Origin of the sequence: Burkholderia reimsis (assembly GCF_003294055.1) — a bacterium.
GTDB classification, from domain to species: domain Bacteria; phylum Pseudomonadota; class Gammaproteobacteria; order Burkholderiales; family Burkholderiaceae; genus Burkholderia; species Burkholderia cepacia.
The window spans coordinates 203,271-222,419 of record NZ_QMFZ01000006.1 but is presented as its reverse complement, the minus strand read 5'-3'; the positions used below and the strand labels follow the sequence as shown (position 1 = coordinate 222,419).

At 64.1% G+C, this 19,149-nt stretch carries 19 protein-coding genes and 1 tRNA gene; 12 read left to right on the top strand and 8 right to left on the bottom strand.

Annotated features, from left to right (window positions below; translation table 11 throughout):
• Positions 1-34 precede the first annotated feature (34 nt).
• From DPV79_RS10380 to DPV79_RS10360, 5 genes are all read left to right on the top strand, one after another.
• Positions 35-2,371 carry a TonB-dependent receptor gene (locus DPV79_RS10380; RefSeq protein WP_113045351.1) on the top strand — a complete coding sequence of 779 codons (2,337 nt, stop codon included), beginning with the start codon at positions 35-37 and terminating at the stop codon, positions 2,369-2,371.
• A 25-nt stretch (positions 2,372-2,396) separates the two neighbouring features.
• Positions 2,397-3,080: an energy transducer TonB gene (locus DPV79_RS10375; RefSeq protein ID WP_113045350.1), complete on the top strand. Its 684-nt coding sequence runs from the start codon at positions 2,397-2,399 to the stop codon at positions 3,078-3,080.
• A gap of 69 nt (positions 3,081-3,149) precedes the next feature.
• Positions 3,150-4,061, top strand: coding sequence for a MotA/TolQ/ExbB proton channel family protein (locus DPV79_RS10370; RefSeq protein WP_113045349.1), 912 nt, complete (start codon positions 3,150-3,152; stop codon positions 4,059-4,061).
• 12 nt (positions 4,062-4,073) lie between these two features.
• Entirely contained in the window at positions 4,074-4,496 is a 423-nt protein-coding gene (locus DPV79_RS10365; RefSeq protein WP_113045348.1) for an ExbD/TolR family protein, read from the top strand.
• A 9-nt stretch (positions 4,497-4,505) separates the two neighbouring features.
• Positions 4,506-4,931, top strand: coding sequence for an ExbD/TolR family protein (locus tag DPV79_RS10360; protein WP_113045347.1), 426 nt, complete (start codon positions 4,506-4,508; stop codon positions 4,929-4,931).
• Between the two features lie 197 nt (positions 4,932-5,128).
• On the opposite strand, the gene DPV79_RS10355 is transcribed toward DPV79_RS10360, so the two are convergent.
• Entirely contained in the window at positions 5,129-6,370 is a 1,242-nt protein-coding gene (locus tag DPV79_RS10355; protein WP_113045346.1) for an MFS transporter, read from the bottom strand.
• A gap of 138 nt (positions 6,371-6,508) precedes the next feature.
• On the opposite strand from DPV79_RS10355, the gene DPV79_RS10350 reads away from it, so the two are divergent.
• From DPV79_RS10350 to DPV79_RS10325, 6 genes are all read left to right on the top strand, one after another.
• Positions 6,509-7,399 carry a LysR family transcriptional regulator gene (locus DPV79_RS10350; protein WP_048024765.1) on the top strand — a complete coding sequence of 297 codons (891 nt, stop codon included), beginning with the start codon at positions 6,509-6,511 and terminating at the stop codon, positions 7,397-7,399.
• A 671-nt stretch (positions 7,400-8,070) separates the two neighbouring features.
• On the top strand, positions 8,071-10,827 hold the full coding sequence (locus tag DPV79_RS10345; RefSeq protein ID WP_113045345.1) for a type VI secretion system Vgr family protein: 2,757 nt from the start codon (positions 8,071-8,073) through the stop codon (positions 10,825-10,827).
• A complete protein-coding gene (locus DPV79_RS10340; protein WP_133295632.1) occupies positions 10,824-11,402 on the top strand; it encodes a hypothetical protein in 579 nt (192 codons plus the stop codon). Before DPV79_RS10345 ends, DPV79_RS10340 begins: the two co-directional genes overlap by 4 nt.
• A 3-nt stretch (positions 11,403-11,405) precedes the next feature.
• On the top strand, positions 11,406-13,190 hold the full coding sequence (locus DPV79_RS10335; protein WP_113045343.1) for a LysM peptidoglycan-binding domain-containing protein: 1,785 nt from the start codon (positions 11,406-11,408) through the stop codon (positions 13,188-13,190).
• Positions 13,187-13,672 (top strand): hypothetical protein, encoded by a 486-nt coding sequence (locus DPV79_RS10330; RefSeq protein ID WP_113045342.1) that lies wholly within the window; start codon positions 13,187-13,189, stop codon positions 13,670-13,672. The genes DPV79_RS10335 and DPV79_RS10330 overlap by 4 nt, the downstream gene beginning before the upstream one ends.
• 62 nt (positions 13,673-13,734) lie before the next feature.
• Positions 13,735-13,986 carry a PAAR domain-containing protein gene (locus tag DPV79_RS10325; RefSeq protein WP_042977768.1) on the top strand — a complete coding sequence of 84 codons (252 nt, stop codon included), beginning with the start codon at positions 13,735-13,737 and terminating at the stop codon, positions 13,984-13,986.
• A gap of 448 nt (positions 13,987-14,434) precedes the next feature.
• Here DPV79_RS10325 and DPV79_RS10320 read toward each other — a convergent pair.
• Positions 14,435-14,519, bottom strand: a tRNA-Leu gene (locus DPV79_RS10320).
• A 151-nt stretch (positions 14,520-14,670) separates the two neighbouring features.
• On the opposite strand from DPV79_RS10320, the gene DPV79_RS10315 reads away from it, so the two are divergent.
• Complete coding sequence (locus tag DPV79_RS10315) at positions 14,671-15,996, top strand: leucine-rich repeat-containing protein kinase family protein (protein ID WP_113045381.1); 1,326 nt, start codon at positions 14,671-14,673, stop codon at positions 15,994-15,996.
• 40 nt (positions 15,997-16,036) lie between these two features.
• On the opposite strand, the gene DPV79_RS10310 is transcribed toward DPV79_RS10315, so the two are convergent.
• The 6 genes from DPV79_RS10310 to DPV79_RS10290 form a co-directional block, all read right to left on the bottom strand.
• Entirely contained in the window at positions 16,037-16,666 is a 630-nt protein-coding gene (locus DPV79_RS10310) for a LysE family translocator (protein ID WP_113045341.1), read from the bottom strand.
• Positions 16,667-16,764: 98 nt separating this feature from the next.
• The gene (locus DPV79_RS42565; protein WP_021163271.1) at positions 16,765-16,938 is read right to left on the bottom strand and encodes a hypothetical protein; all 174 of its coding nucleotides are present in this window, start codon (positions 16,936-16,938) and stop codon (positions 16,765-16,767) included.
• A gap of 31 nt (positions 16,939-16,969) precedes the next feature.
• The gene (locus DPV79_RS10305; protein ID WP_021163272.1) at positions 16,970-17,416 is read right to left on the bottom strand and encodes a copper chaperone PCu(A)C; all 447 of its coding nucleotides are present in this window, start codon (positions 17,414-17,416) and stop codon (positions 16,970-16,972) included.
• An 80-nt stretch (positions 17,417-17,496) separates the two neighbouring features.
• The gene (locus DPV79_RS10300; RefSeq protein ID WP_113045340.1) at positions 17,497-17,862 is read right to left on the bottom strand and encodes a copper resistance CopC family protein; all 366 of its coding nucleotides are present in this window, start codon (positions 17,860-17,862) and stop codon (positions 17,497-17,499) included.
• A 302-nt stretch (positions 17,863-18,164) separates the two neighbouring features.
• Positions 18,165-18,542, bottom strand: coding sequence for a DUF2946 domain-containing protein (locus DPV79_RS10295; protein ID WP_048024760.1), 378 nt, complete (start codon positions 18,540-18,542; stop codon positions 18,165-18,167).
• 92 nt (positions 18,543-18,634) lie between these two features.
• On the bottom strand, positions 18,635-19,129 hold the full coding sequence (locus DPV79_RS10290) for an SRPBCC family protein (RefSeq protein ID WP_060066784.1): 495 nt from the start codon (positions 19,127-19,129) through the stop codon (positions 18,635-18,637).
• Positions 19,130-19,149 lie beyond the last annotated feature (20 nt).

The following is a 19,149-nucleotide window of genomic DNA, read 5'->3' as shown; positions in this document are numbered from 1 at the left end:
ACGTCGATCGACGTTCAGACAGGGGGAGTCAAAGATGGGAAGCAACAAGGACGGATTCGCAGCAGTGCCGACGCTGTTCAGACGCACGCTGGTTGCCGTATCCGTCATGCGGATGTTCGTCGCGGCGGCCGGCGCTCACGCGCAGGACTTGCCCGCGCAAACTGGCGCGCAGCTGCCTGCGGCGGTTGCCGTGCCGCAGGCAGCTGCGCCCGAAGCAGTGCGCGACAAGGCTGCCGGTGTAACAGGCGCGAAGGGCGGGGCGGCGGTGATGCTCAATTCCGTCGAGGTGACGGCGAACCGGCGCCGCGAACCCGCGCGCGAGGTGCCGATGAAGGTCGAGACGCTGTCGAGCGACGCGCTGCAGAAGTCGGGCGCCACGAAGCTGAGCGACTACCTGTCGACGCAACCGGGTGTCGGCTTCGACAGCGGCGGCGGCCCCGGCCAGGAAACGATCTCGATGCGCGGCGTGACGGCGGGCAAGGATGTCGGACCGACCGTCGGCGTGTATGTCGACGATACGCCGATCGGCTCGAACACCGTCTCGGGCGGCGGCGCGGGGCTGGCGCTGGACATGGGCCTGCTCGACCTGAATCACATCGAGATCCTGTTCGGGCCGCAGGGGACGCTGTACGGCGCGGGCGCGATGGGCGGCCTGTTGAAGTACGTGACCAACCAGCCCGACACCGAGAGCTTTTTCGGCAGCGCGGCCACGACGTTTTCGACGACCTGGCACGGCGGGCTCAACAATACGACCAACGTCGTGCTGAACCTGCCGCTGAAGCAGGACGTCGCCGCCTTGCGCATCGCCGCGTTCAACAATCGCGACGGCGGCTACATCGATGCGAAGGGTGCGGCCGCCGGCACGCGCATCAACGCGAACGACACCACCGGCGTGCGCGCATCGCTGCTCGTGACGCCTACGCGCAAGCTCACGTTCCGCTTCACCGCCACGCTGCAGAACATCAACAGCGACGGGCAGAACTACGTCGACTACGGGATGAACGGGCAGCCGGCCTACGGCGCGCTCACCAAGCTTCAGGACGCGCAGGAGCCTTATCACCAGAGCAACCAGTTCTATACCGCGAATGCGGAATACGACTTCGGCTGGGCGCGCCTCAATGCGATTTCCGCGTACCAGTCGCTGCGCACCACGACGACGCTCGACTTCACGCCGTTTTATGCGCCGATCCTCGCGGCGGGCGGGCTCGACTTCGGCACGCTCACGCCGAACTCCAATGTCGGTACCAACAAGGTGACACAGGAATTGCGGCTCACCTCGCCGGGTAACCGGACGCTGGAGTGGGTCGCCGGCCTTTACTACGATCACGAGCACAGCAATACCGTGCAGACCTATCGCGCGACCGGTGCGGGCGGTGCGTCGCTCGGCGATCTGGAAAAACTCGCTTACGGGGGCAGCTACAAGGAGTTCGCCGCGTACGGCGACATCACGTACAACCTCACGTCGCGTATCGCGCTGACGGCCGGCATGCGCATCGCGCACAACAGCCAGGACTACCGGCAGGAGACGTCGGGCCTGCTCGTGCCGGCGCCGCTTTCCGCGCCGGGCGCGTCGTCGGATACGAGCAAGACGTACATGTTCACGGTCAGCTACAAGCTCACGCCGACCAGCAACGTCTACGCGCGCGCCGCGAGCGGCTATCGTCCGGGCGGCCCCAACAGCATGGCGGTCAGCGCGGTGACCGGGCAGCTCATCTCGGGCAATCCGGTCTACAAGCCCGATACGTTGTGGAACTACGAGATCGGCTACAAGGCGGACCTGCTCGACAACCGCCTGTCGGTGGCGCTGTCCGCCTACGACATCGAATGGCACGACATCCAGCAATACGGCGCGGTCGACGGCGTGGCGCAGCTCATCAATGCGGGCAATGCGCGGATCCGCGGCTTCGAAGCGTCCGGCGTGGTGCGGCCGACGTCGGCGCTGTCGTTCAACGCGTCGCTGTCGGCGATCGACGCGTACCTGACCGAAGGCGCGCCGAGCGTCGGCTCGCATGCGGGCGACCGGCTGCCGAACACGGCGAAGTTCGCGGCGTCGCTGGGAGCCGCGTGGCGGTTCCAGCTCGGCCCGTGGCCGGCCGTCGCGAGTGCCAACGAGCGCTTCGTGGGCGAGCGGCACTCGAGTTTCGCGGGCTCGGCGGGTTCGCCCGATTTCGTCCTGCCGGCCTATGCCGTGACCGACCTGCAGTTCGGCGTGGACCTGCGCCGCGCGAACCTGTCGTTCTTCGTCAGGAACCTGTTCAATCGCGCGGGTCTGCTGTCCGCCAACACGAGCTATGTGCCGCTCGGCGGCAACGTGTGGGCGTCGGTAATCCAGCCGCGCACGATCGGCGTGCAGCTGAGCGCGCCGTTCTGACGCGCGGACGATTCGAGGAGCTTCCATGCTTGCCCGCCCATTACCGGAACACCGACCTGCCGGCCGCCCGCGCGAGTTCCGGCAGACCACCCACCGTCCCGCGCGCCGCGTGGGCGGCATCGCGGCCGTGCTCGTGCTGCATGCCGTGCTGATTTACGCGTTGCTGAACGGCCTCGCGAATCGGGTGGTGGAGATCATCCAGCATCCCGTCAGCGTGAGGATCATCGAACCCGTCAAACCGCCGCCGCCACCCGTGCCGCCGAAGCCGGTCGTGAAAGCGGCGCCACCGAAGAGCGCGCCGCCGCCGCCCGTCTTCGTGCCGCCGCCCGAGGTGCCGGTGCAGGCGCCGCCGCAAGCGACGCTGACGCATACGGCCACACCAGTCGTTTCCGCGCCCGCGGTGCCTGCGCCGTCGGCCCCGACGACGGTCAAGGCGCCGAGTCACGAAGTGGGCGTCGTATGCCCGAACTCGGACCAGGTGCGAGCGTCGTTGCGCTATCCACGCGAGGCGCTGGAAAACAACATCACCGGCAACGTGCTGGTGGAGTTCGTCGTCGACGCGGACGGCCGCGTGTCGGACGAGCACGTCGCGCGGTCGGCCGACCCGATCCTCGACCGCGCGGCGCTCGCGGCGGTGCGGCGATTCAGTTGCCTGTCGCAGGGGCAGTCGGTGCGCGTGCAGGTGCCGTTCTCGTTCAACCTGAACTGACCGGCGCGTGTCACGACATCGTGCAGCGCACGCATTGAACACATATTCAGATCGACCCATGGAGCAGACATGAAAAAGCCTTTCCTCGCCGCGTTCGCGGCCAGCATGATCGTTGCCGCCGGCACGGCGGGCCTGTTCGTCGCGCCGCGCGTTGCGCTGGCGCAGGCAAGCGCCGTACCTGCGCCGGCATCGGCATCGGCATCGACCTCGACCGTCGTCGCATCGCAGCCGGCCGCTGCCGCACATCCCGCGCCACTGCCCGCGCCGGCCACGTCGGCAACCGTCGAGAATCCTTACGGATTGGGTGCGTTGTGGCACGGCGGCGATTTCGTCGCACGGTTCGTGCTGATCCTGCTCGTCGTGATGTCGATGGGGAGCTGGTACATCATGGTCACCAAGTTCTTCGAGCAGACCCGCGCGAACCGTCGCGCGAAACGCGCCGATGTGCAGCTCTGGAGCGCGCCGTCGCTCGAGCAGGGCGCGCAGTTGCTCGACGCGTCGTCGCCGTTCCGCTTCATCGCGGAGACGGCGATCGAGGCCGGCGAGCATCACGACGACGTGCTGCTCGAAGCTGTCGACCGCAATACCTGGATCGACGTGTCGGTCGAGCGGGCCGTCACCAACGTGTCGAACCGGCTGCAGGACGGGCTCGCGTTCCTCGGCACGGTGGGCTCGACCGCGCCGTTCGTGGGCCTGTTCGGCACGGTATGGGGCATCTATCACGCGTTGACCGCGATCGGCGTGGCCGGCCAGGCGTCGATCGACAAGGTCGCGGGGCCGGTGGGCGAGGCGCTGATCATGACCGCGATCGGTCTCGCCGTGGCGGTGCCCGCCGTGCTCGGCTACAACTTCCTCGTGCGTCGCAACAAGGCCGTGATGGAACGGGTGCGCGCGTTCGCCGCGCAACTGCATGCCGTGGTGCTGGCGGGCGGCAAACGTCCGGTGCGCAACGAGACGCGCGCCGCGTCGTTCGTCGACTGAACGGAGCGAGCCATGGCCATGAGCGTCAGGCAGGACGATGACGACGAAGTCATCGCGCAGATCAACACGACACCGCTCGTCGACGTGATGCTGGTGCTGCTCATCATTTTCCTGATCACGATTCCGGTGGTGACGCATACGATTCCGCTGGATCTGCCGAAGGAAACAGTGAAGCCGTTGCAGAGCCAGCCGAAAAGCATCGAGATCGCGGTGAACCGCGAAGGCGACGTCTTCTGGAACGAGTCGCAGGTGGATGCGGCCGCGCTGCTCGTGCGGTTGAAAAGCGTGGCAGTGCAGACGCCGCAGCCGGACGTGCACGTGCGCGGCGATGAGAGCACGCGCTACGAATTCATCGGTCGCGTGATGACCGCGTGCGAGCGGGCAGGCATCGGGAAGGTGTCGTTCATTACAGAGCCGCCCGCGCGCGGCGGTTAGGAGGCAGTCATGGGGATGAATGTTTCGTCGTCGGGAAGCGAGCCGGAGGTGATGGTGGACATCAACACCACGCCGCTCATCGACGTGATGCTGGTGTTGCTGATCATGTTGATCATCACGATTCCGATCCAGATGCACGCGGTCAGGATGAACCTGCCGGTCGGCACGCCGCCGCCGCCGGCCGTGGAGCCCGAAATCGTGCAGATCGACGTCGCCGCGAACGGCGTCACGTCATGGAACGGTGTGCCGGTGCCCGATCGTGCGGTGCTCGAGGCGAAGCTTGCGCGGGTGGCCGCCGCGCCGGTGCAGGCCGAGATCCGGCTGCGGCCGGACCGGCAGGCGCCTTATCGTGATGTGGCCGCGGTGCTGGCGTCGGCGCAGCGCGTGGGCGCGACGAAGATCGGGCTGACGGGTAACGAGCAGTATGTGCAGTAGGTGAGCGAGGGGGGCTGCGCGTGGCGGCGCTCACGATAGGGTTGAAACGGAGCGGGCCGGCTCATGCAGTGAAGCGGAGGATGGGCCGGCGTCGTGATCGACACGCGGCCAGTCTGATGCGTCACGTGCTTGAAGCTCGCGACGAATGACCGGATCGCGCGGGGTGTTCACTGCGCCCATTACGTCTGCTACACCCATTACGCCCGTGCCAGCCGACGCGCCGCCAGCAGCCCGAGCGCGAGCAGTACCGCGACGTAAGCGGCGACGCCCGTCCACGCGCCGTGTTGCCAGAACGTGCCGCCGATCGACCCGAGCACGCTCGACCCGAGATAGTACGCAAGCAGGTACAGCGACGCGGCGTGCCCCTTCGCGGCCCCCGCGAGGTAGCCCACCCAGCCGCTCGCGACCGAGTGGGCAATGAAGAAGCCGATCGTCACGAGCACGATGCCGACGACGATCGCGACGAGCGAATGCGACAGCGTCAGCGCGAGGCCCGCCGCGAACACGAGCACGCCGCTGACGAGCACCGGTGCGCGGCCGAGTCGGTCGGCGAGCGCGCCTGCGCTCGATGACGACACCATCCCGAACAGGTAGGCGCCGAAGATCAGCCCGCACGCGGTCGCACTCAGGTTGAACGGGGCCGCGGTGAGCCGGAACCCCGCGTAGTTGTAGATCGTCACGAACGCGCCCATCACGAGGAAGCCGATCGCGAACACGAACGGGAGCCGCGCGTGACGCAGTTGCTCGCTCCACAGCCGGAAGTGATGGCGCAGCGTCAGGTCGGTGCGCTTCACGAAGCGTCGCGACGGCGGCAGCAGCATCACGAACGCGGCCGCCGCGACGAGATCGACGACACCGATCGTCAGCATCGCCGTGCGCCACGAGAAGTGCTCTTCCAGCATGCTCATGCCGATCCGTCCGACCATGCCGCCGAACGCGGTCCCGCCGACATAGAGCCCCATCGAGAAACCGAGCCCTTCCGACGCGATTTCCTCGGCGAGATACGCCATCGCGACTGCCGGGACGCCGCCCAGCGCGAAACCTTCCAGCGCGCGCCAGACCAGCAGCAGGTTCCAGTCGGGCGACAGCGCGGCGAGCACGTTGAACAGCGCGGCGAGCGTCATCGACGCGAACATCAGCCCGCGCCGCCCGACGCGTTCGGACAGCGCGCCGGCGCACAGAATGGAGATCGCCAGCATCCCGGTCGACAGCGACAGCGAGAGCGAACTCGAGGCCGCGCCGAGGCCGAACTCGCGTGCGAACGCGGGAAGCAGCGGCTGGACGCAGTACAGCAGCGAGAACGTGGAAAAACCGGCGAGGAAGAGCGCGAGAGCGATGCGCTTGTAGGCGGCCGAGCGCGGGGAAACGCCGGCGGGCATCGCATCGGGCGTGGCCTGTTGCGTGCCGGGCAGGGCACGGGAAAGCGAAGGGGAGGACATGACTGCGCTCGATGTGCGAAGGAATGCCTGAATTCTTGCGCACGGTCATGTATATGTCCAATATATGAAAGTAACCGCAGCGATATGTTTAACCACTGGTTGGTGAATCAACCCGGCACACCGTGAGAGCACGTACGAATGGAACTCCGGCATCTCCGTTATTTTCTGGCCGTGGCGGCCGCGTCGAATTTCACCAAGGCTGCCGAGGCGCTCGGCATCGGGCAGCCGCCGTTGAGCCAGCAGATCAAGGCGCTCGAAAGCGAGCTCGATGTGGAACTGTTCAGGCGGACCGCGCGCGGCGCCGAGCTGACGCTGGCGGGCGAGGTCTTCGCGCAGGAAGCGCGCCGCGTGCTCGATGCCGCCGAGCGTGCGGTGCGCGCGGCAAGGCGGGCCGCGCGCGGGGAAACCGGGCATCTGCGCGTGGGTTTCACCGGGACGGCGGCGTTCAATTCGAAAGTGTCGGACCTGATCCGGCGCTTTCGGGAAGCGTTTCCGGATGCCGAGCTGACGTTGCAGGAGGCCGCGTCGCGGATGCTGCTGGAGGCGCTGGAGGCCGGGCACCTCGACGTCGCGATCGTGCGGCCGGCACGCCGGGCCGCCGCGACGTTGCGGTTACTCGACTGGGACGACGAACCGATGTTCGTCGCGCTGCCCGTTGCGCACCGGCTGGCGCAGCGGCGGCGGATCGATCTGGTGGAACTGGCCGACGAGTCGTTCGTGCAGGTGCCGAGGGAGGCCGGCGGCGCGCTGTTCGACCATATCGTCGCCGCATGCAATGCCGCCGGGTTCGAGCCGCGCATGGCGCAGCCTGCGCCGCAAATGGCGTCCGCGGTGACGCTGGTCGCGGCCGGGCTCGGCGTGTCGGTCGTGCCGAAGGCGATTACGCAGGTGCAGGTTGCCGGAGTCGTTTATCGGCCGCTGGCGGGGGATGCGTTGCGGGCACGGCTCGCCATTGCGTCACGATGCGATGAGTCGTCGGCGGTGGTCCGGAATTTCCTGTTGCTGGCGGGGGAGGATGGGGCGGTGTGAGGGCGGCAGAAACAAAAACCGCGTAGCGATGTGGCGTCGTGTTTTTCGAGCATGCTGGAAGCGCGATGATGTCGTATTCGACGGGCTGTTGGTCTTCGCATTTGAATGACTTCAATATCGATGAAGACGTATTTTTGCTAATTGTTGCGCGCTGCCGTCTGCAATCTGTCGATGTTGATCGCGAGATGAAATTGACGTTGATTTCAATTTCACCAGCACGCAGGTCGATGGAGTGGCTCGAATTTCCTTGTCGTTCGCCACGATCACGGCCTGGCAGGAGCCGGTTGGATGGTGGGAAGCCGATCGATGTCATCAGGAAACACTTCAACGGTTCGTCCGAACTGCAGCGACGGCCATGCTGGCATCGATGCCAGCGACGACAACCTGATCAAGCGCCAAGCATTACGAATTTGTTTTTATTTCATGAAAATTGAAAAGAAATAGAAAGGCCGTCGTTTGGTAATTTGAATGATCCTGTCATCAAAATGAGAAACTCGGTTCTTTAATACTTCGTGTATCAATTTTTACATGGTCTTTTTGTTGTTTTCGCGAGCCGGGTACATTCTCACGACTCGTTGCTGCCGCTAGAATTGCGGCGGCATGACGGGAAGCCGTTCCCGTGAGAGTGCGGGCCGCTGCGGGCTCGCAAAGAACAAGAAGACGGATAACGAATGAACATGAACGAAGTGGCTCAGGCGATTCGTGGCGGCCTGATCCAGCAGGATCGCCTGCTCAAGACAAGCATCCCGGCGTTGCCGGAAAATGCGCTGGTGCCACGACGAGCCGTGACGTGTTCCGAACTTGGCCGTGACTACAGCGTCACGCTCGATATGGTATCCACGGCAGGCGACATCGAGCTGAAAACGCTGATTGCCCAGCCGATGACGCTCTGGATTCAGCAAGCGAACAAGTCCTATCGACCGCTCAACGGTTACATTCATACGGCTCGCAGACTGGGTGCCGACGGCAGCCTTTCGAGCTATCAATTGACATTCGCTTCGTGGATGCATTTCCTCAGGTTCCGCAGCGATATGCGGTACTGGCAGGACAAGAGCGTCGACACCATCATCACGGACGTATTCAATGCGCATCCGCAAGCCCAGGGGCAATTCGAATTTGCTTTATTGAAGCCGCTGCCTCCGCGTTCGTATTGCCGCCAGAGCGAGACTGACTGGAATTTTGTCCATCGGCTGCTGGAGGAGGAGGGGCTGTTCGGTTTCTGGCGGCAGGATCAAGACGGGAAGTCGCATCGACTCGTCGTGACCGACGATGTCTACTCGCTCGATGAGATGTCTCCCAATTCAGTCGGTTTCTCCCGATCGGGTACGGGTGGAGAAACGGATGCTTTTACGCAGTGGGCGGGTTCGCGGACATTGCAAAGCGCAGTGCACACGACACGCACGTTCGACTACAAGGCGCCTTCGTCCTTCGCCAATCCCAAAGGCACGACGTTGCCGACGATGTCGGGCCAGGGGAGTTTGCCGGAGCAGGCCGAAGTTTACGAATACACCGGCGCTTATACGTATCTGGATCGCAATCGCGGTGAGCATCTTTCGAAGATGCACCTGGAGGAATGGGAGTCCCGGGCGAAGCGATTTTTCGGTGTGGGCGGCGTGCGGGGGATCGATGCCGGCTGCCGTTTCGTTCTGACCGGGCATCCGGAGCATGACCGCGATTCGGCAGCTCAGCGTGAATTCGCCGCAATCAAGGTGCATCGGTATATCGAGAACAACCTGCCGCTGTCGAGTCATGAATCGAGCTTTCCGTACAGCCTGCAGGGCGAACTCGCCCAGGCCAAGCTCGCGCAGGAGGGTGCAGTCGTTGCACACGCTGACGGTTCAGTCGGCTTTTATCGGGTGGAGGTCGAGGCGCAGCGTGTGACGGTCCCGTATCGGAGCCCGTTCGAGCACAAGAAGCCGGCGATGGAACTGGAAACGGCAATCGTCGTCGGGCCGCAGGGCGAAGAGGTCTATACGGACGCGCTGAATCGAGTCAAGGTCATGTTCATCTGGGACCGGCAAAACTCGGGAGATGCGAGCGCTTCGTGCTGGGTGAGAGTCGCCCAGTCGGACACGGGGGGCGGTTACGGGAGCGTTCACGTTCCACGTGTCGGCGAGGAAGTGCTGGTCGGTTACGTCGGTGGAGACTGTGACCGGCCCATCGTACTGCATCGTGTATACAACGGGAACGTTCAGCCGCAGTGGCACAGCAACGGCATCCTTTCGGGTTACCGGTCGAAGGAGTATTCAGGGGCCGGCTATAACGAAATGGTTCTGGACGATGCGACGGGACAGAATCGCGCAAGACTGTTCAGCAGCAATGGCAACAGTTTGCTGCATTTGGGATACCTGATCGATCAGAGCGGCAACGCGCGCGGCTCGTATCTGGGCTCGGGATTCGACCTGAAAACCGATGCGTATGGTGCCGTGCGAGCCGCACGGGGGTTGTACGTCACGACCCATGCGAAAGAGGCGAACAGTCAGCAACTCGACGTGCGTGAAGCCCAGCAGCAACTCGTCGGCGCCGAAAGCACGATCGAAGCAATGTCGCGGGTCAGCCTGGCGCATCAGGCAGAAGGTCTCGCCGAAGCGCACGAATCGCTGAAGGCGTTTACCGATGCAACGCAAGGCAGCGCGCAGGGCGTGCAGTCGGGCGGCAGAACGGCGGGCGGGGGCGCCGGCAACGCCAACGCCAACGTTTTCCGGACCCCCGTCATGCTGCTTGCCAGTCCGTCCGGCGTTGCGTTGTCCACGCAGCAATCGGTCCATGTTACGAGCGATCAGCAGACCAATCTCGTCAGCGGGCAAGGCATGTTCATCGCCAGCGGAAAGTCGCTCGTCGCGAGCGTCGCGGAGAAGATCAGTCTGTTCGTGCAGAACGCAGGAATGAAATTGTTCGCGGCGAAAGGCAAGGTCGAGATTCAGGCGCAGGGCGACCAGATGGCGCTTGCCGCGTTGAAGGATCTTACGATCACCAGCACCGATGGAAAGGTGGTGATCTCGGCGGCAAAGGAAGTCTGGATCGGCGCGGGCGGATCATACATCCAGATCAATGGCGACGGGATCGTCAATGGTTCGCCGGGAACGATTCTGGAGCGGGCCGCGAGCTGGGATGTGCCTGGACCGGATTCGGCGCGCATGCCTTTGCCACCGATGCCCATACCCCAGAGCGCGGGCCCGTACAGCTTGCGATTCGATCTGTCGGGGGCGCTCGCAGATGGAGAAATACTCGGCAATGCACCGTACATGATCAAGGTCGGCGAGGATTCTCACTATTACGGAACGCTTGATGAGGATGGCATGACCGGCAGAATCTTCACGGAGTCGGAAGAGACGGTACAGGTCAGCGTGAGGAACGGCGATTGGACTCATCATTTGGACACGGTTCACGATGACCTGTTTTCTAGCGGAGATGGAGTGCAGGAATGACGCAGGAACACACTGAAAAAGTACGATTGAAGGGACTCTTCGAAGTCCGTTCGTATCAGGCTCGATTCAGATTTCTCTGGATGGTTTTGTTTTGTTCGGCTGCATTCGGTTGCAAGGCTCAGAGCCAGGTTTCCGTGGCGGAAAATGTCACGCCGGCAAGCTCGGAATATAAAACCGAGATCTTCAATCTCGTGGATCCGGATGGACGTCAGGCCGACACCCCGGCCGGCCGGACGCTGTCGAGCGCGTTCGACCACTTTCTGAATACGTCCGGCCTGGATGTGCAGATGCTTCGAAAACGCCTGCTGAGTGGCCCTGCGACACAAGGATCGCTCTGGCGGGTGGGCGATTCACGCGAGTGGCTCTACCATATTTGCCAGGCCAATCAGTGCAACGTTACGAACGTCACGATGCTTTATGACGAACAGTCTCATCGCACCGCGGGACGCTTGCTGTATCGCTGCGCGCCGCAATGGCTGGGAAGTCCGAGCGCGGCTGAAAAGACGTTGATCGAGACGCAATATCCGATCAGGATCGATGCGGACGACGCTCGAATTTTTTGCAAGAAGAAGTGAACCATGAGCAAGGGCGGAATCAAGGAATTCCTGAGCGCACTCTTTCAGAGCGAGGGTGGCGGGAACTATCAGGTCATCAACAAGTACGGATACGTCGGTAAATATCAGTTTGGCGAGTCCGCGTTGAGCGACCTGGGTTATTACGTGTCGGACGGTACGTCTCCCATCATCAAGTTGCCGAACCACCATACGAAGTTCCAGTATCAATGGAAAGGAACCTGGACCGGAAAGGATGGAATCCACAGTCTGGAGGATTTCAGGAACTCTCCCGATGAACAGGACGTGGCGGCCGTATCGTGGGTCCGGTTGCTTTGTTCGAGAGCTCGTCAGCAAGGTGCGGATCAATATGAGGGCAAGGTCATTGCCGGAATAACGATCACGCACTCCGGTATCGTCGGTGCGGCTCACCTCAAGGGTTTCGGAACAGCCACGCATCCCGGCGTGATGAAATTCCTTGAATCGAATGGAGCCGACGATCCTTCGGACGCGAACGGTACTACGGTTTCAGACTATATCGACAAGTTCGGCGACTACGATCTCGGCTGCTGCTCGGGGGCACTGGGCGTTCAGTTCGTCAACAAGAAAAAACAGCCTGTTTCCGGCGTGCACTACCAGGTGAAGTCCGGAGGGAAGGTGCTGCAGGAAGGCCATAGCGACGCGTCCGGAAAAATCAGTCAGCCCGTCAAGAACATTCCGTTCACACAGACGCTGGAGGTCTGGGTGAGGGAGGTGGAGACGAATCTCGAGCGGGCATGGACGGGTTCGCTTTCCGGCTCGTTTGCCACGTTGACGCTGACGAGTCCGCACAGCAAAGTCGAGGCCCGGACAAATTCGCATCCCGGGGCGCCGGGGGATCACCGGCGGAATAGCAAGCTGGGCGCGTATACGGTCAAGAGCGGCGATTCGCTATGGAAAATTGCGCACCAGCACGGGACGAGCGTTGCCGAGCTCCGGCGAGTCAATCCAGGGCTGGACGGCAATTTGATTAAGCCGGGGCAGCAAATCAAGCTGCCGTCGAATGGTGCGTCATCGGGAGCCGCGCGCTCTCCAGCGGCGGCATCTTCGACGCCGGTGTCGCCGGCGGCAGCGCCCTCTCCAACGGCGACATCGTCGGCACCCGTGCCGCCGGGGGCAACGTCCGCTCCAGCGGCGGCATCTTCAGCGCCGGCGTCGTCGGCCGAGCAGGCGGATGCGCCTTCTCCGGACACGCATCAAGCGAAAGTGACCCGCAACGACAATGGTCATCCTGTTGCCGTGGCGCACGCGTCCGACGATCCGCCGCCGGACGGCGACCCCAAGCAGAAGATGTTCGAGATTTTGCGCAGGGACGCCAAGTACGGCAAGCGAAAGGCCAATTTCAGCGGGCCTGCCGCGGTCAAGAAGGCGAAGCTGGGGCAGCCGATCTACAGTGTCGCCAAAGCGCCCGGTGTGTCGACGATGGAGTGCTGGAAGTATGTGAAAATCGCGCTCATGGCTTCCGGCATGGTCGATTCGTACCCACCGCAGGTCGAAGCCAAGGATGCCGGAATCGATCTTGAAAAGGCTGGATTCAAAAACATTCTGTCCGATCCGTCCTATCGCATCGCCAGCCCCTATGATGCCCCCGAGGGTGCCGTGATCGTCTACGGTACGACCGATGGATCGACTCATGGTCACGCCGAGGTCGTACTGCCCGGACCGCTTTTCGCGAGTGATTACATCAGTCCGAATAGCAGGGTGATGCGCAAGGGCGAGAAACCCACGTTGATCGGAAAGGGTAGAAAGGTAACGGGAGTCTGGATCAAATGAAATGGAATGCCTGGCTTTTGATTTCTGGCGCAGTGCTTTCTTGCTGGGGGGCGACAGTTCTGGCCGATCAAGGCAACGCCGATCCGTTCGTCGCGTTTCAGCAGCGCTTCGGCGGCAATCAGGAGTTCGTTTGCACGGCAAAGGGAGGGAAGAAACTTTCCGTCAATGTTGGCGTGCCTCAGGCGGATGCCGATCAGATGAAGGTGGTGCCCCGCCAGGAGTGGGGCAATACCCTGTCGGTCTACCTGTCCGCTGGCGAGGGGAAGCCGATTGATTCGTCATGGGGAACGCCGACATTCGATCAATCGATGAAATTCATGTCGATACGGTTGCGGAACGGCAAGACGCTCGTTTTCGAGCGATTTCGAAATATCCCCGATCCCGATGCGGACGAAAAGCATCTCGATCGCAAACCGTACTTCAATCTGACGATCGATAGCGGAGCAAAGCTGCCTTGCAGTCAGGTCTTCAACTTGCCCTGACGCGTGAATATCTCGTTGATCCCGTTGCGGCAGTCGACAGGTTGCCGAATGAGGGAAACTCCATGATTGATCTGATTCGACTCGGCGACACCACTGACCACGGGGGCGAGGTCATTACCGCCTCGGAGACCATGCGCTACGGCGGACGGCGTGTGGCGCGCAAGGGCGACCTCGTGAAGTGTCCCCTGCATCCTGACGTGAATCCGAACGTGATTCTGGAAGGCGATGCCAAAATAACCGATCGCGGCATATGGGTCGCCCGACAGGGGCACCACGCTACGTGCGGGTGCGCGCTGATTTCGAGCATCCGGTAAGGTTGCTGTCCCTGCGGCGCAGCCAAAAGTCGCGCGCATGATCGAACGGCCAAAAACGGCTGTTTGCGCACTGAACGTCGGGGTCGTATCGACCGGCGTGGCCTGTGCCCGTGATCCGGGCGCAAGGGAATGCCGCATTGAAGTCGACCGGACCTCGGTCATTTGCTTCTCTCAGATCGCGGAGTTTGGCCGGGCCGTCAGTAAAGCGTGACGCGCAGCATTCCCGACAGTGTCCGATCGAATGGACTTCAAGCTGGAAAGGGGAGCGTGCGGTTATCGATGTGGGCCAAGCTCCGACAGGTCTTGTCGGCCGGCAATTGGCACATGCCGCGCCAGGCGGGCGATGAGGAAGGAATCACGACGAAAACCTCGTTGCGAGGCGGCTGGATCGTCTGAACCTCGACGCAAGGCGTGGACTGCTGAACTCGAAACGCGGTTAAACCGCATCTGGTGCCGACGGCGAGACTCGAACTCGCACAGCTTTCGCCACTACCCCCTCAAGATAGCGTGTCTACCAATTTCACCACGTCGGCACTGCATTGCACTGCAAGGGGCGCAATTGTAGCGTCACATTTCGCGTTTGTGAAGAGGGTGTGACACGATGGGCGGATGCGCGAAAGCGATCCCGGTAGAATTCCGGCGATCGACCCGATGGCCGCCGCAACCGCAACCCGTTTTCTCCGCGTGACACATACCCTCGAACAACTGCAGGCCGGGCAACTGGCCGGCGCACGGCAACTCAAGCTCGCATGCGGGTTGACGGCATTCCCGCGCGAGATTTTCGATCTCGCCGACACGCTCGAAGTGCTCGACCTGACCGGCAATGCGCTCACCGCGCTGCCGGACGACCTGCCGCGCCTGCATCGCCTGCGCATCCTGTTCGCGTCCGGCAACCGCTTCACCGCGTTCCCCAGCGTGCTCGGCGCGTGCGAACGGCTCGACATGATCGGCTTCAAGGCGAACCGGATTCAAACGGTGCCGCGCGGATCGCTGCCGCGCGCATTGCGCTGGCTGATCCTCACCGACAACGCAATCGACGAGTTGCCCGCCGATATCGGCGATTGTTCGCGCTTGCAGAAGCTGATGCTCGCCGGCAACCGGCTGCGTACGCTGCCGGCCGGGCTGGCCGCCTGCCGCGCGCTCGAACTGGTGCGCCTGTCGGCGAATCGCCTGGACGAACTGCCGGACTGGCTGCTGCGGATGCCGCGGCTCGCGTGGCTTGCTGCCGCCGGCAATCCGTTCGGCGCGGCACCGGAAGCCGCGGCGTCGGCGGAGCCGGACATCGCTGACGTCGATTGGGCATCGCTCGCATGCGAGCAGAAGCTCGGTGAAGGCGCATCGGGCGTGATTTACCGCGCGCAATGGGCGGCGGAAAACCGTGCGCCGCGCGCGGTCGCCGTCAAGCTGTTCAAGGGCGCGGTGACGAGCGACGGCCTGCCCGATTGCGAAATGGCCGCATGCCTGCATGCCGGCCGCCACCCGAACATGATCCCGGTGATCGGCAAGGTGCGCGGGCATCCGGACGGCACGCACGGCCTCGTGATGGAACTCGTCGATCCCGCGCTGACGAATCTCGCGGGGCCGCCGAGCTTCGCGACCTGCACGCGTGACGTGTACGCCGACGGCACGGAATTCGAGCCTGCCGCGGCGCTGCGGATCGCACACGGCATCGCGTCGGTCGCGGGCCATCTGCACGAACGCGGCATCATGCACGGCGACCTGTATGCGCACAACATCCTGCACGACGGCGCCGGTGGCGCGTTGCTCGGCGATTTCGGCGCGGCATCGCTCTACGACGTGAACGACCGCATGCGCGGTGCGCGGTTCGAACGGCTCGAGGTGCGCGCGTTCGGTTACCTGCTCGGCGAGTTGCTCGATCGATGCGGGCAGCAGGCGTGGGCCGGCCGGCGCGCGCTCGACGCACTGGCGGCCGCCTGTTTGAACGAGGATGTCGACGCGCGGCCGTCGTTCGTGGAGATCACCGCCGCGCTGGCTGCGCAAACACGCTGACGGGACGGCGCGGCAGGTTCGGTCTCGACAATACGGGCGCTTACGCCTGCCGCGCAGTCAGCAGCTTGATCCCGAGCCCGACGAACAGCAGCCCGCTGACGCGCTTGAGCGCACGCACCGCGCGGCTCATGCCGAAGCCGCGATGGAACCGGCGCACGCCGGCCGAATAGACGCTGTGAACGACCACGACGGTGCACGCGATCGTCGCGTACATCACGACGAACTGCAGCGCGAGCGGGCGGTCGTGCACGATGAACTGCGGCATGAACGCCGACAGGAAGATCATCGTCTTCGGGTTGCTGCCCGACACGAACAGCGCTTCGCGGAACAGCTTCCCGCGGTCGGGCGCTTCGACCTCCGCCGCGCCGGTCGACGCGCCGGCCTTGCGCTCGCCGCGCAGTTGCCTGACACCCAGGACCATCAGGTACGCGGCGCCGGCCACCTTCATCGCGACGAACAGCGGCGGCATCGCGGCGAGCACCGCGCCGACGCCGAGTGCGACGAGCACCACGACCACGCCCTGCGCGACGAGATTGCCCGCGATCGTCGCGGCCGTGCCGTGCGTGCCGTAGCGCACCGTGTTGCGGATGACGAGCAGCACGTTGGGCCCCGGCGACAGCGTCGTGGCGAGATAGGCTGCGGCAAACAGCATCCAGGTCTGAAGGGACATGCGGCGCTCCGAGAGGCGGTTCCGGCGGGCGGGATGACGCGATGATGCCACGCCAATATATGGCCCGGGCTTGCCCGGAACCGTGCCGTCGCGGCGCGTCAGCGCGCGTCGCGCATGCAGTACGCGGGGATCGACGGCGGCGTATCGATCGCGGCGGGCCGCGTCATCCACGCGATCCATCCGGCCCATATCCCGCAGACGATCAGCACGGCGACGTTCAGCGGCGTCCGGTAGCGGACGATCAGGTCGGCCAGCGGCAGGCGGTGTTTCATGTGCGTCTCCTTCGATCGGGGGCGGGCGGCGTTACTGGCCGGCGTAGGTCGGCGCCTTGGCGTCGCAGGTCACGGATACCGTCGAGCCGTCCGCGAAACGCAGCCGGAACGGCACCTTCGCGCCGGGCGCGACGGCCTGGCGCGGCTGCTCCAGCATCACGTGATAGCTCTTCGGCTTGAAGGTCACCGTGCCGTGCGCGGGCACTTCGACGGCGTCGACGTGAACCATCTTCGCGGTGCTGCCGTTCGTTTGCGTTTCATGCAGCATCGCCATTCCGTATGCGGGCGTGTCGAGGCCCGTCAGCGTGACGGGCGCGTCGCCGTCGTTCTTCAGCGTGAAGTAGCCGGACGACGGCACGGTCGCCGGCATCGCACGGATCCAGCAGTTTTCTGCCTGTACGGCCGGCGCGGCGAACGTGGCGGGAGCCTGCAGCGCGAGCAGTGCGAACAGCAGGCCGGTCGGAATCGGGTGTTTCATGGTTGGTTCTCCTGATGGGTGGATGCGGCGGGTATCGGCGGCGACGCGATCGGCACGAAACGCCGATGCGCTCGCGAACGTCATTTCAGCGTGAACGCGTAGTGGCCTTGCGTGCGATGACCATCGCTGGCCACCGCGATCCACGTGACCGTGTACGTGCCGGCGGTCAGGCTGGCCAGCGCGACGTGCATGCGTTTCCGGTTGCCGGCGTCGACGGACGATTTCCCGTCGGCGACCGACTGCCCGCGGCTGTCGGTCACGGCGATCGAGCTGAAGGCGGGCTCGAGCGCCTCGCTGAAACCGATCGAGACCGCATGCGGCGCGGTTGAGAGCGTGGCGCCGGCGGCCGGTTCCTGCGTCTTCGGTAGTGCGTGCGCGTGGGCGGCCTGGATGACGACGAAGCCGAGTGCGGCGAGCGTGCCGCGAATGAAAGTGGCGGTTTTCATGGTTGAGTGTGCGAGTGGCGAATCGGATGAAGCAACACGGATTCGACGGACGGATGCACGCGCACCATCGCAGCAGCACCGATGGCGGCCGACGCGGGCGCGAACGTGCGCGGCCGGGCGCTTGCCCGCGGGCGAATGCGGGCGCGACGGTACGCACCGGCAGCAAGCGGCCGCACGCACGGTACGACGCCGCGCGCAACACGGTGAGTCATGATCGTCCTTCGAAACGTGACACGTCGCGCGTGCCGGCGGCATGCGCGAGCCACGCGATGCGCTACGGCATCACGGGCGTTGACGACGAATCAGGACGTGAACGGAGGGGCGCGCGGTTGCGCGGCCGTGAGCGGCAGCGCGCGGCGCAGGCTTTCGAAGCGGGTCGCTTCGCGATGCTGAATGATGTGCACGTTGGCCGCGAACGTCAGTTCGGGCGCGGGCAGTGCGGGCGTATGGGCGAGCAGGCTGCAGTAGCCGCATGCCTGGAGGTGGGCCTGCAGGCTCTTCCGCGACGCATCGGCGGCGCGCTCGCCGGTGGCCGGCGCGGCCGTGCAGTAGCCGGCCAGCAGCGTATCGACGCGCTGCTGCGTCGTCAGGGCCTGCGAGATCGTCGGCGCGAGCGCCGTCATCAGGATGGCGAGCATCCCGATCAGACTGCCGATCTTCCGGAGACGACGACTCAGCATGCGATGCGCGGCGGCGTAGGGGCGACGATGGAGCGGATTATGCCACGCACGTCGAGTCGCATGTCGACACGGCGGTGCGGCGTTGCGGCGCGCTACGCGTGCCTGGCCAGGTATTTCGCGATCAGCGTCATCTGCGCGGCCCAGCCCTGATCGTTCATCTCGCGCGCCTTCGCGCGGCGCGTTTCGAGCAACTGATCGAAGCCCGTTTCGGTGACCGTGAGCAGCGTGCCGCCGGCCTGCGCCGCGAGCGCGAACGTGACGAGCGTCATCGGCTCGGAGGTGTAATCGACATTCGGGTCGATCGCGAACGGATGCCAGCGAAAGGAGAACAGTTGCTTCGGCTCGACGCGATCGACGACGATTTCGAACACAGTGCCCGCATAGGGTTCTTGCGCCTTGGCGACGTCGTCGTCGACGCGGGTCGGCGTGATGCGGCCGAACAGCGGCTGGCCGGCCGCGAACGGCCCGTCGAACGAGACGCCGAACCACTGGCCGAATTCGCCGGAATTGCTGACGGCTTCCCACACGCGGTCGGGCGATGCGTTGAGCAGGGCCTGTTTTTCGATGCGATCGGTTTGCTGGGTCATGACGTTCTCCACACAGGATC

Bases quoted from the DNA above. Each gene is read 5' to 3' on its own strand.
- DPV79_RS10335 (WP_113045343.1), top strand. From the start codon at position 11,406: ATGAGCAAGGGCGGAATCAAGGAATTCCTGAGCGCACTCTTTCAGAGC.
- DPV79_RS10310 (WP_113045341.1), bottom strand. From the start codon at position 16,666: ATGTCCCTTCAGACCTGGATGCTGTTTGCCGCAGCCTATCTCGCCACG.
- DPV79_RS10325 (WP_042977768.1), top strand. From the start codon at position 13,735: ATGATTGATCTGATTCGACTCGGCGACACCACTGACCACGGGGGCGAG.
- DPV79_RS42565 (WP_021163271.1), bottom strand. From the start codon at position 16,938: ATGAAACACCGCCTGCCGCTGGCCGACCTGATCGTCCGCTACCGGACG.
- DPV79_RS10305 (WP_021163272.1), bottom strand. From the start codon at position 17,416: ATGAAACACCCGATTCCGACCGGCCTGCTGTTCGCACTGCTCGCGCTG.
- DPV79_RS10295 (WP_048024760.1), bottom strand. From the start codon at position 18,542: ATGCTGAGTCGTCGTCTCCGGAAGATCGGCAGTCTGATCGGGATGCTC.
- DPV79_RS10360 (WP_113045347.1), top strand. From the start codon at position 4,506: ATGGGGATGAATGTTTCGTCGTCGGGAAGCGAGCCGGAGGTGATGGTG.
- DPV79_RS10370 (WP_113045349.1), top strand. From the start codon at position 3,150: ATGAAAAAGCCTTTCCTCGCCGCGTTCGCGGCCAGCATGATCGTTGCC.
- DPV79_RS10355 (WP_113045346.1), bottom strand. From the start codon at position 6,370: ATGTCCTCCCCTTCGCTTTCCCGTGCCCTGCCCGGCACGCAACAGGCC.
- DPV79_RS10340 (WP_133295632.1), top strand. From the start codon at position 10,824: ATGACGCAGGAACACACTGAAAAAGTACGATTGAAGGGACTCTTCGAA.
- DPV79_RS10300 (WP_113045340.1), bottom strand. From the start codon at position 17,862: ATGAAAACCGCCACTTTCATTCGCGGCACGCTCGCCGCACTCGGCTTC.
- DPV79_RS10375 (WP_113045350.1), top strand. From the start codon at position 2,397: ATGCTTGCCCGCCCATTACCGGAACACCGACCTGCCGGCCGCCCGCGC.
- DPV79_RS10350 (WP_048024765.1), top strand. From the start codon at position 6,509: ATGGAACTCCGGCATCTCCGTTATTTTCTGGCCGTGGCGGCCGCGTCG.
- DPV79_RS10365 (WP_113045348.1), top strand. From the start codon at position 4,074: ATGGCCATGAGCGTCAGGCAGGACGATGACGACGAAGTCATCGCGCAG.
- DPV79_RS10330 (WP_113045342.1), top strand. From the start codon at position 13,187: ATGAAATGGAATGCCTGGCTTTTGATTTCTGGCGCAGTGCTTTCTTGC.
- DPV79_RS10380 (WP_113045351.1), top strand. From the start codon at position 35: ATGGGAAGCAACAAGGACGGATTCGCAGCAGTGCCGACGCTGTTCAGA.
- DPV79_RS10290 (WP_060066784.1), bottom strand. From the start codon at position 19,129: ATGACCCAGCAAACCGATCGCATCGAAAAACAGGCCCTGCTCAACGCA.
- DPV79_RS10345 (WP_113045345.1), top strand. From the start codon at position 8,071: ATGAACATGAACGAAGTGGCTCAGGCGATTCGTGGCGGCCTGATCCAG.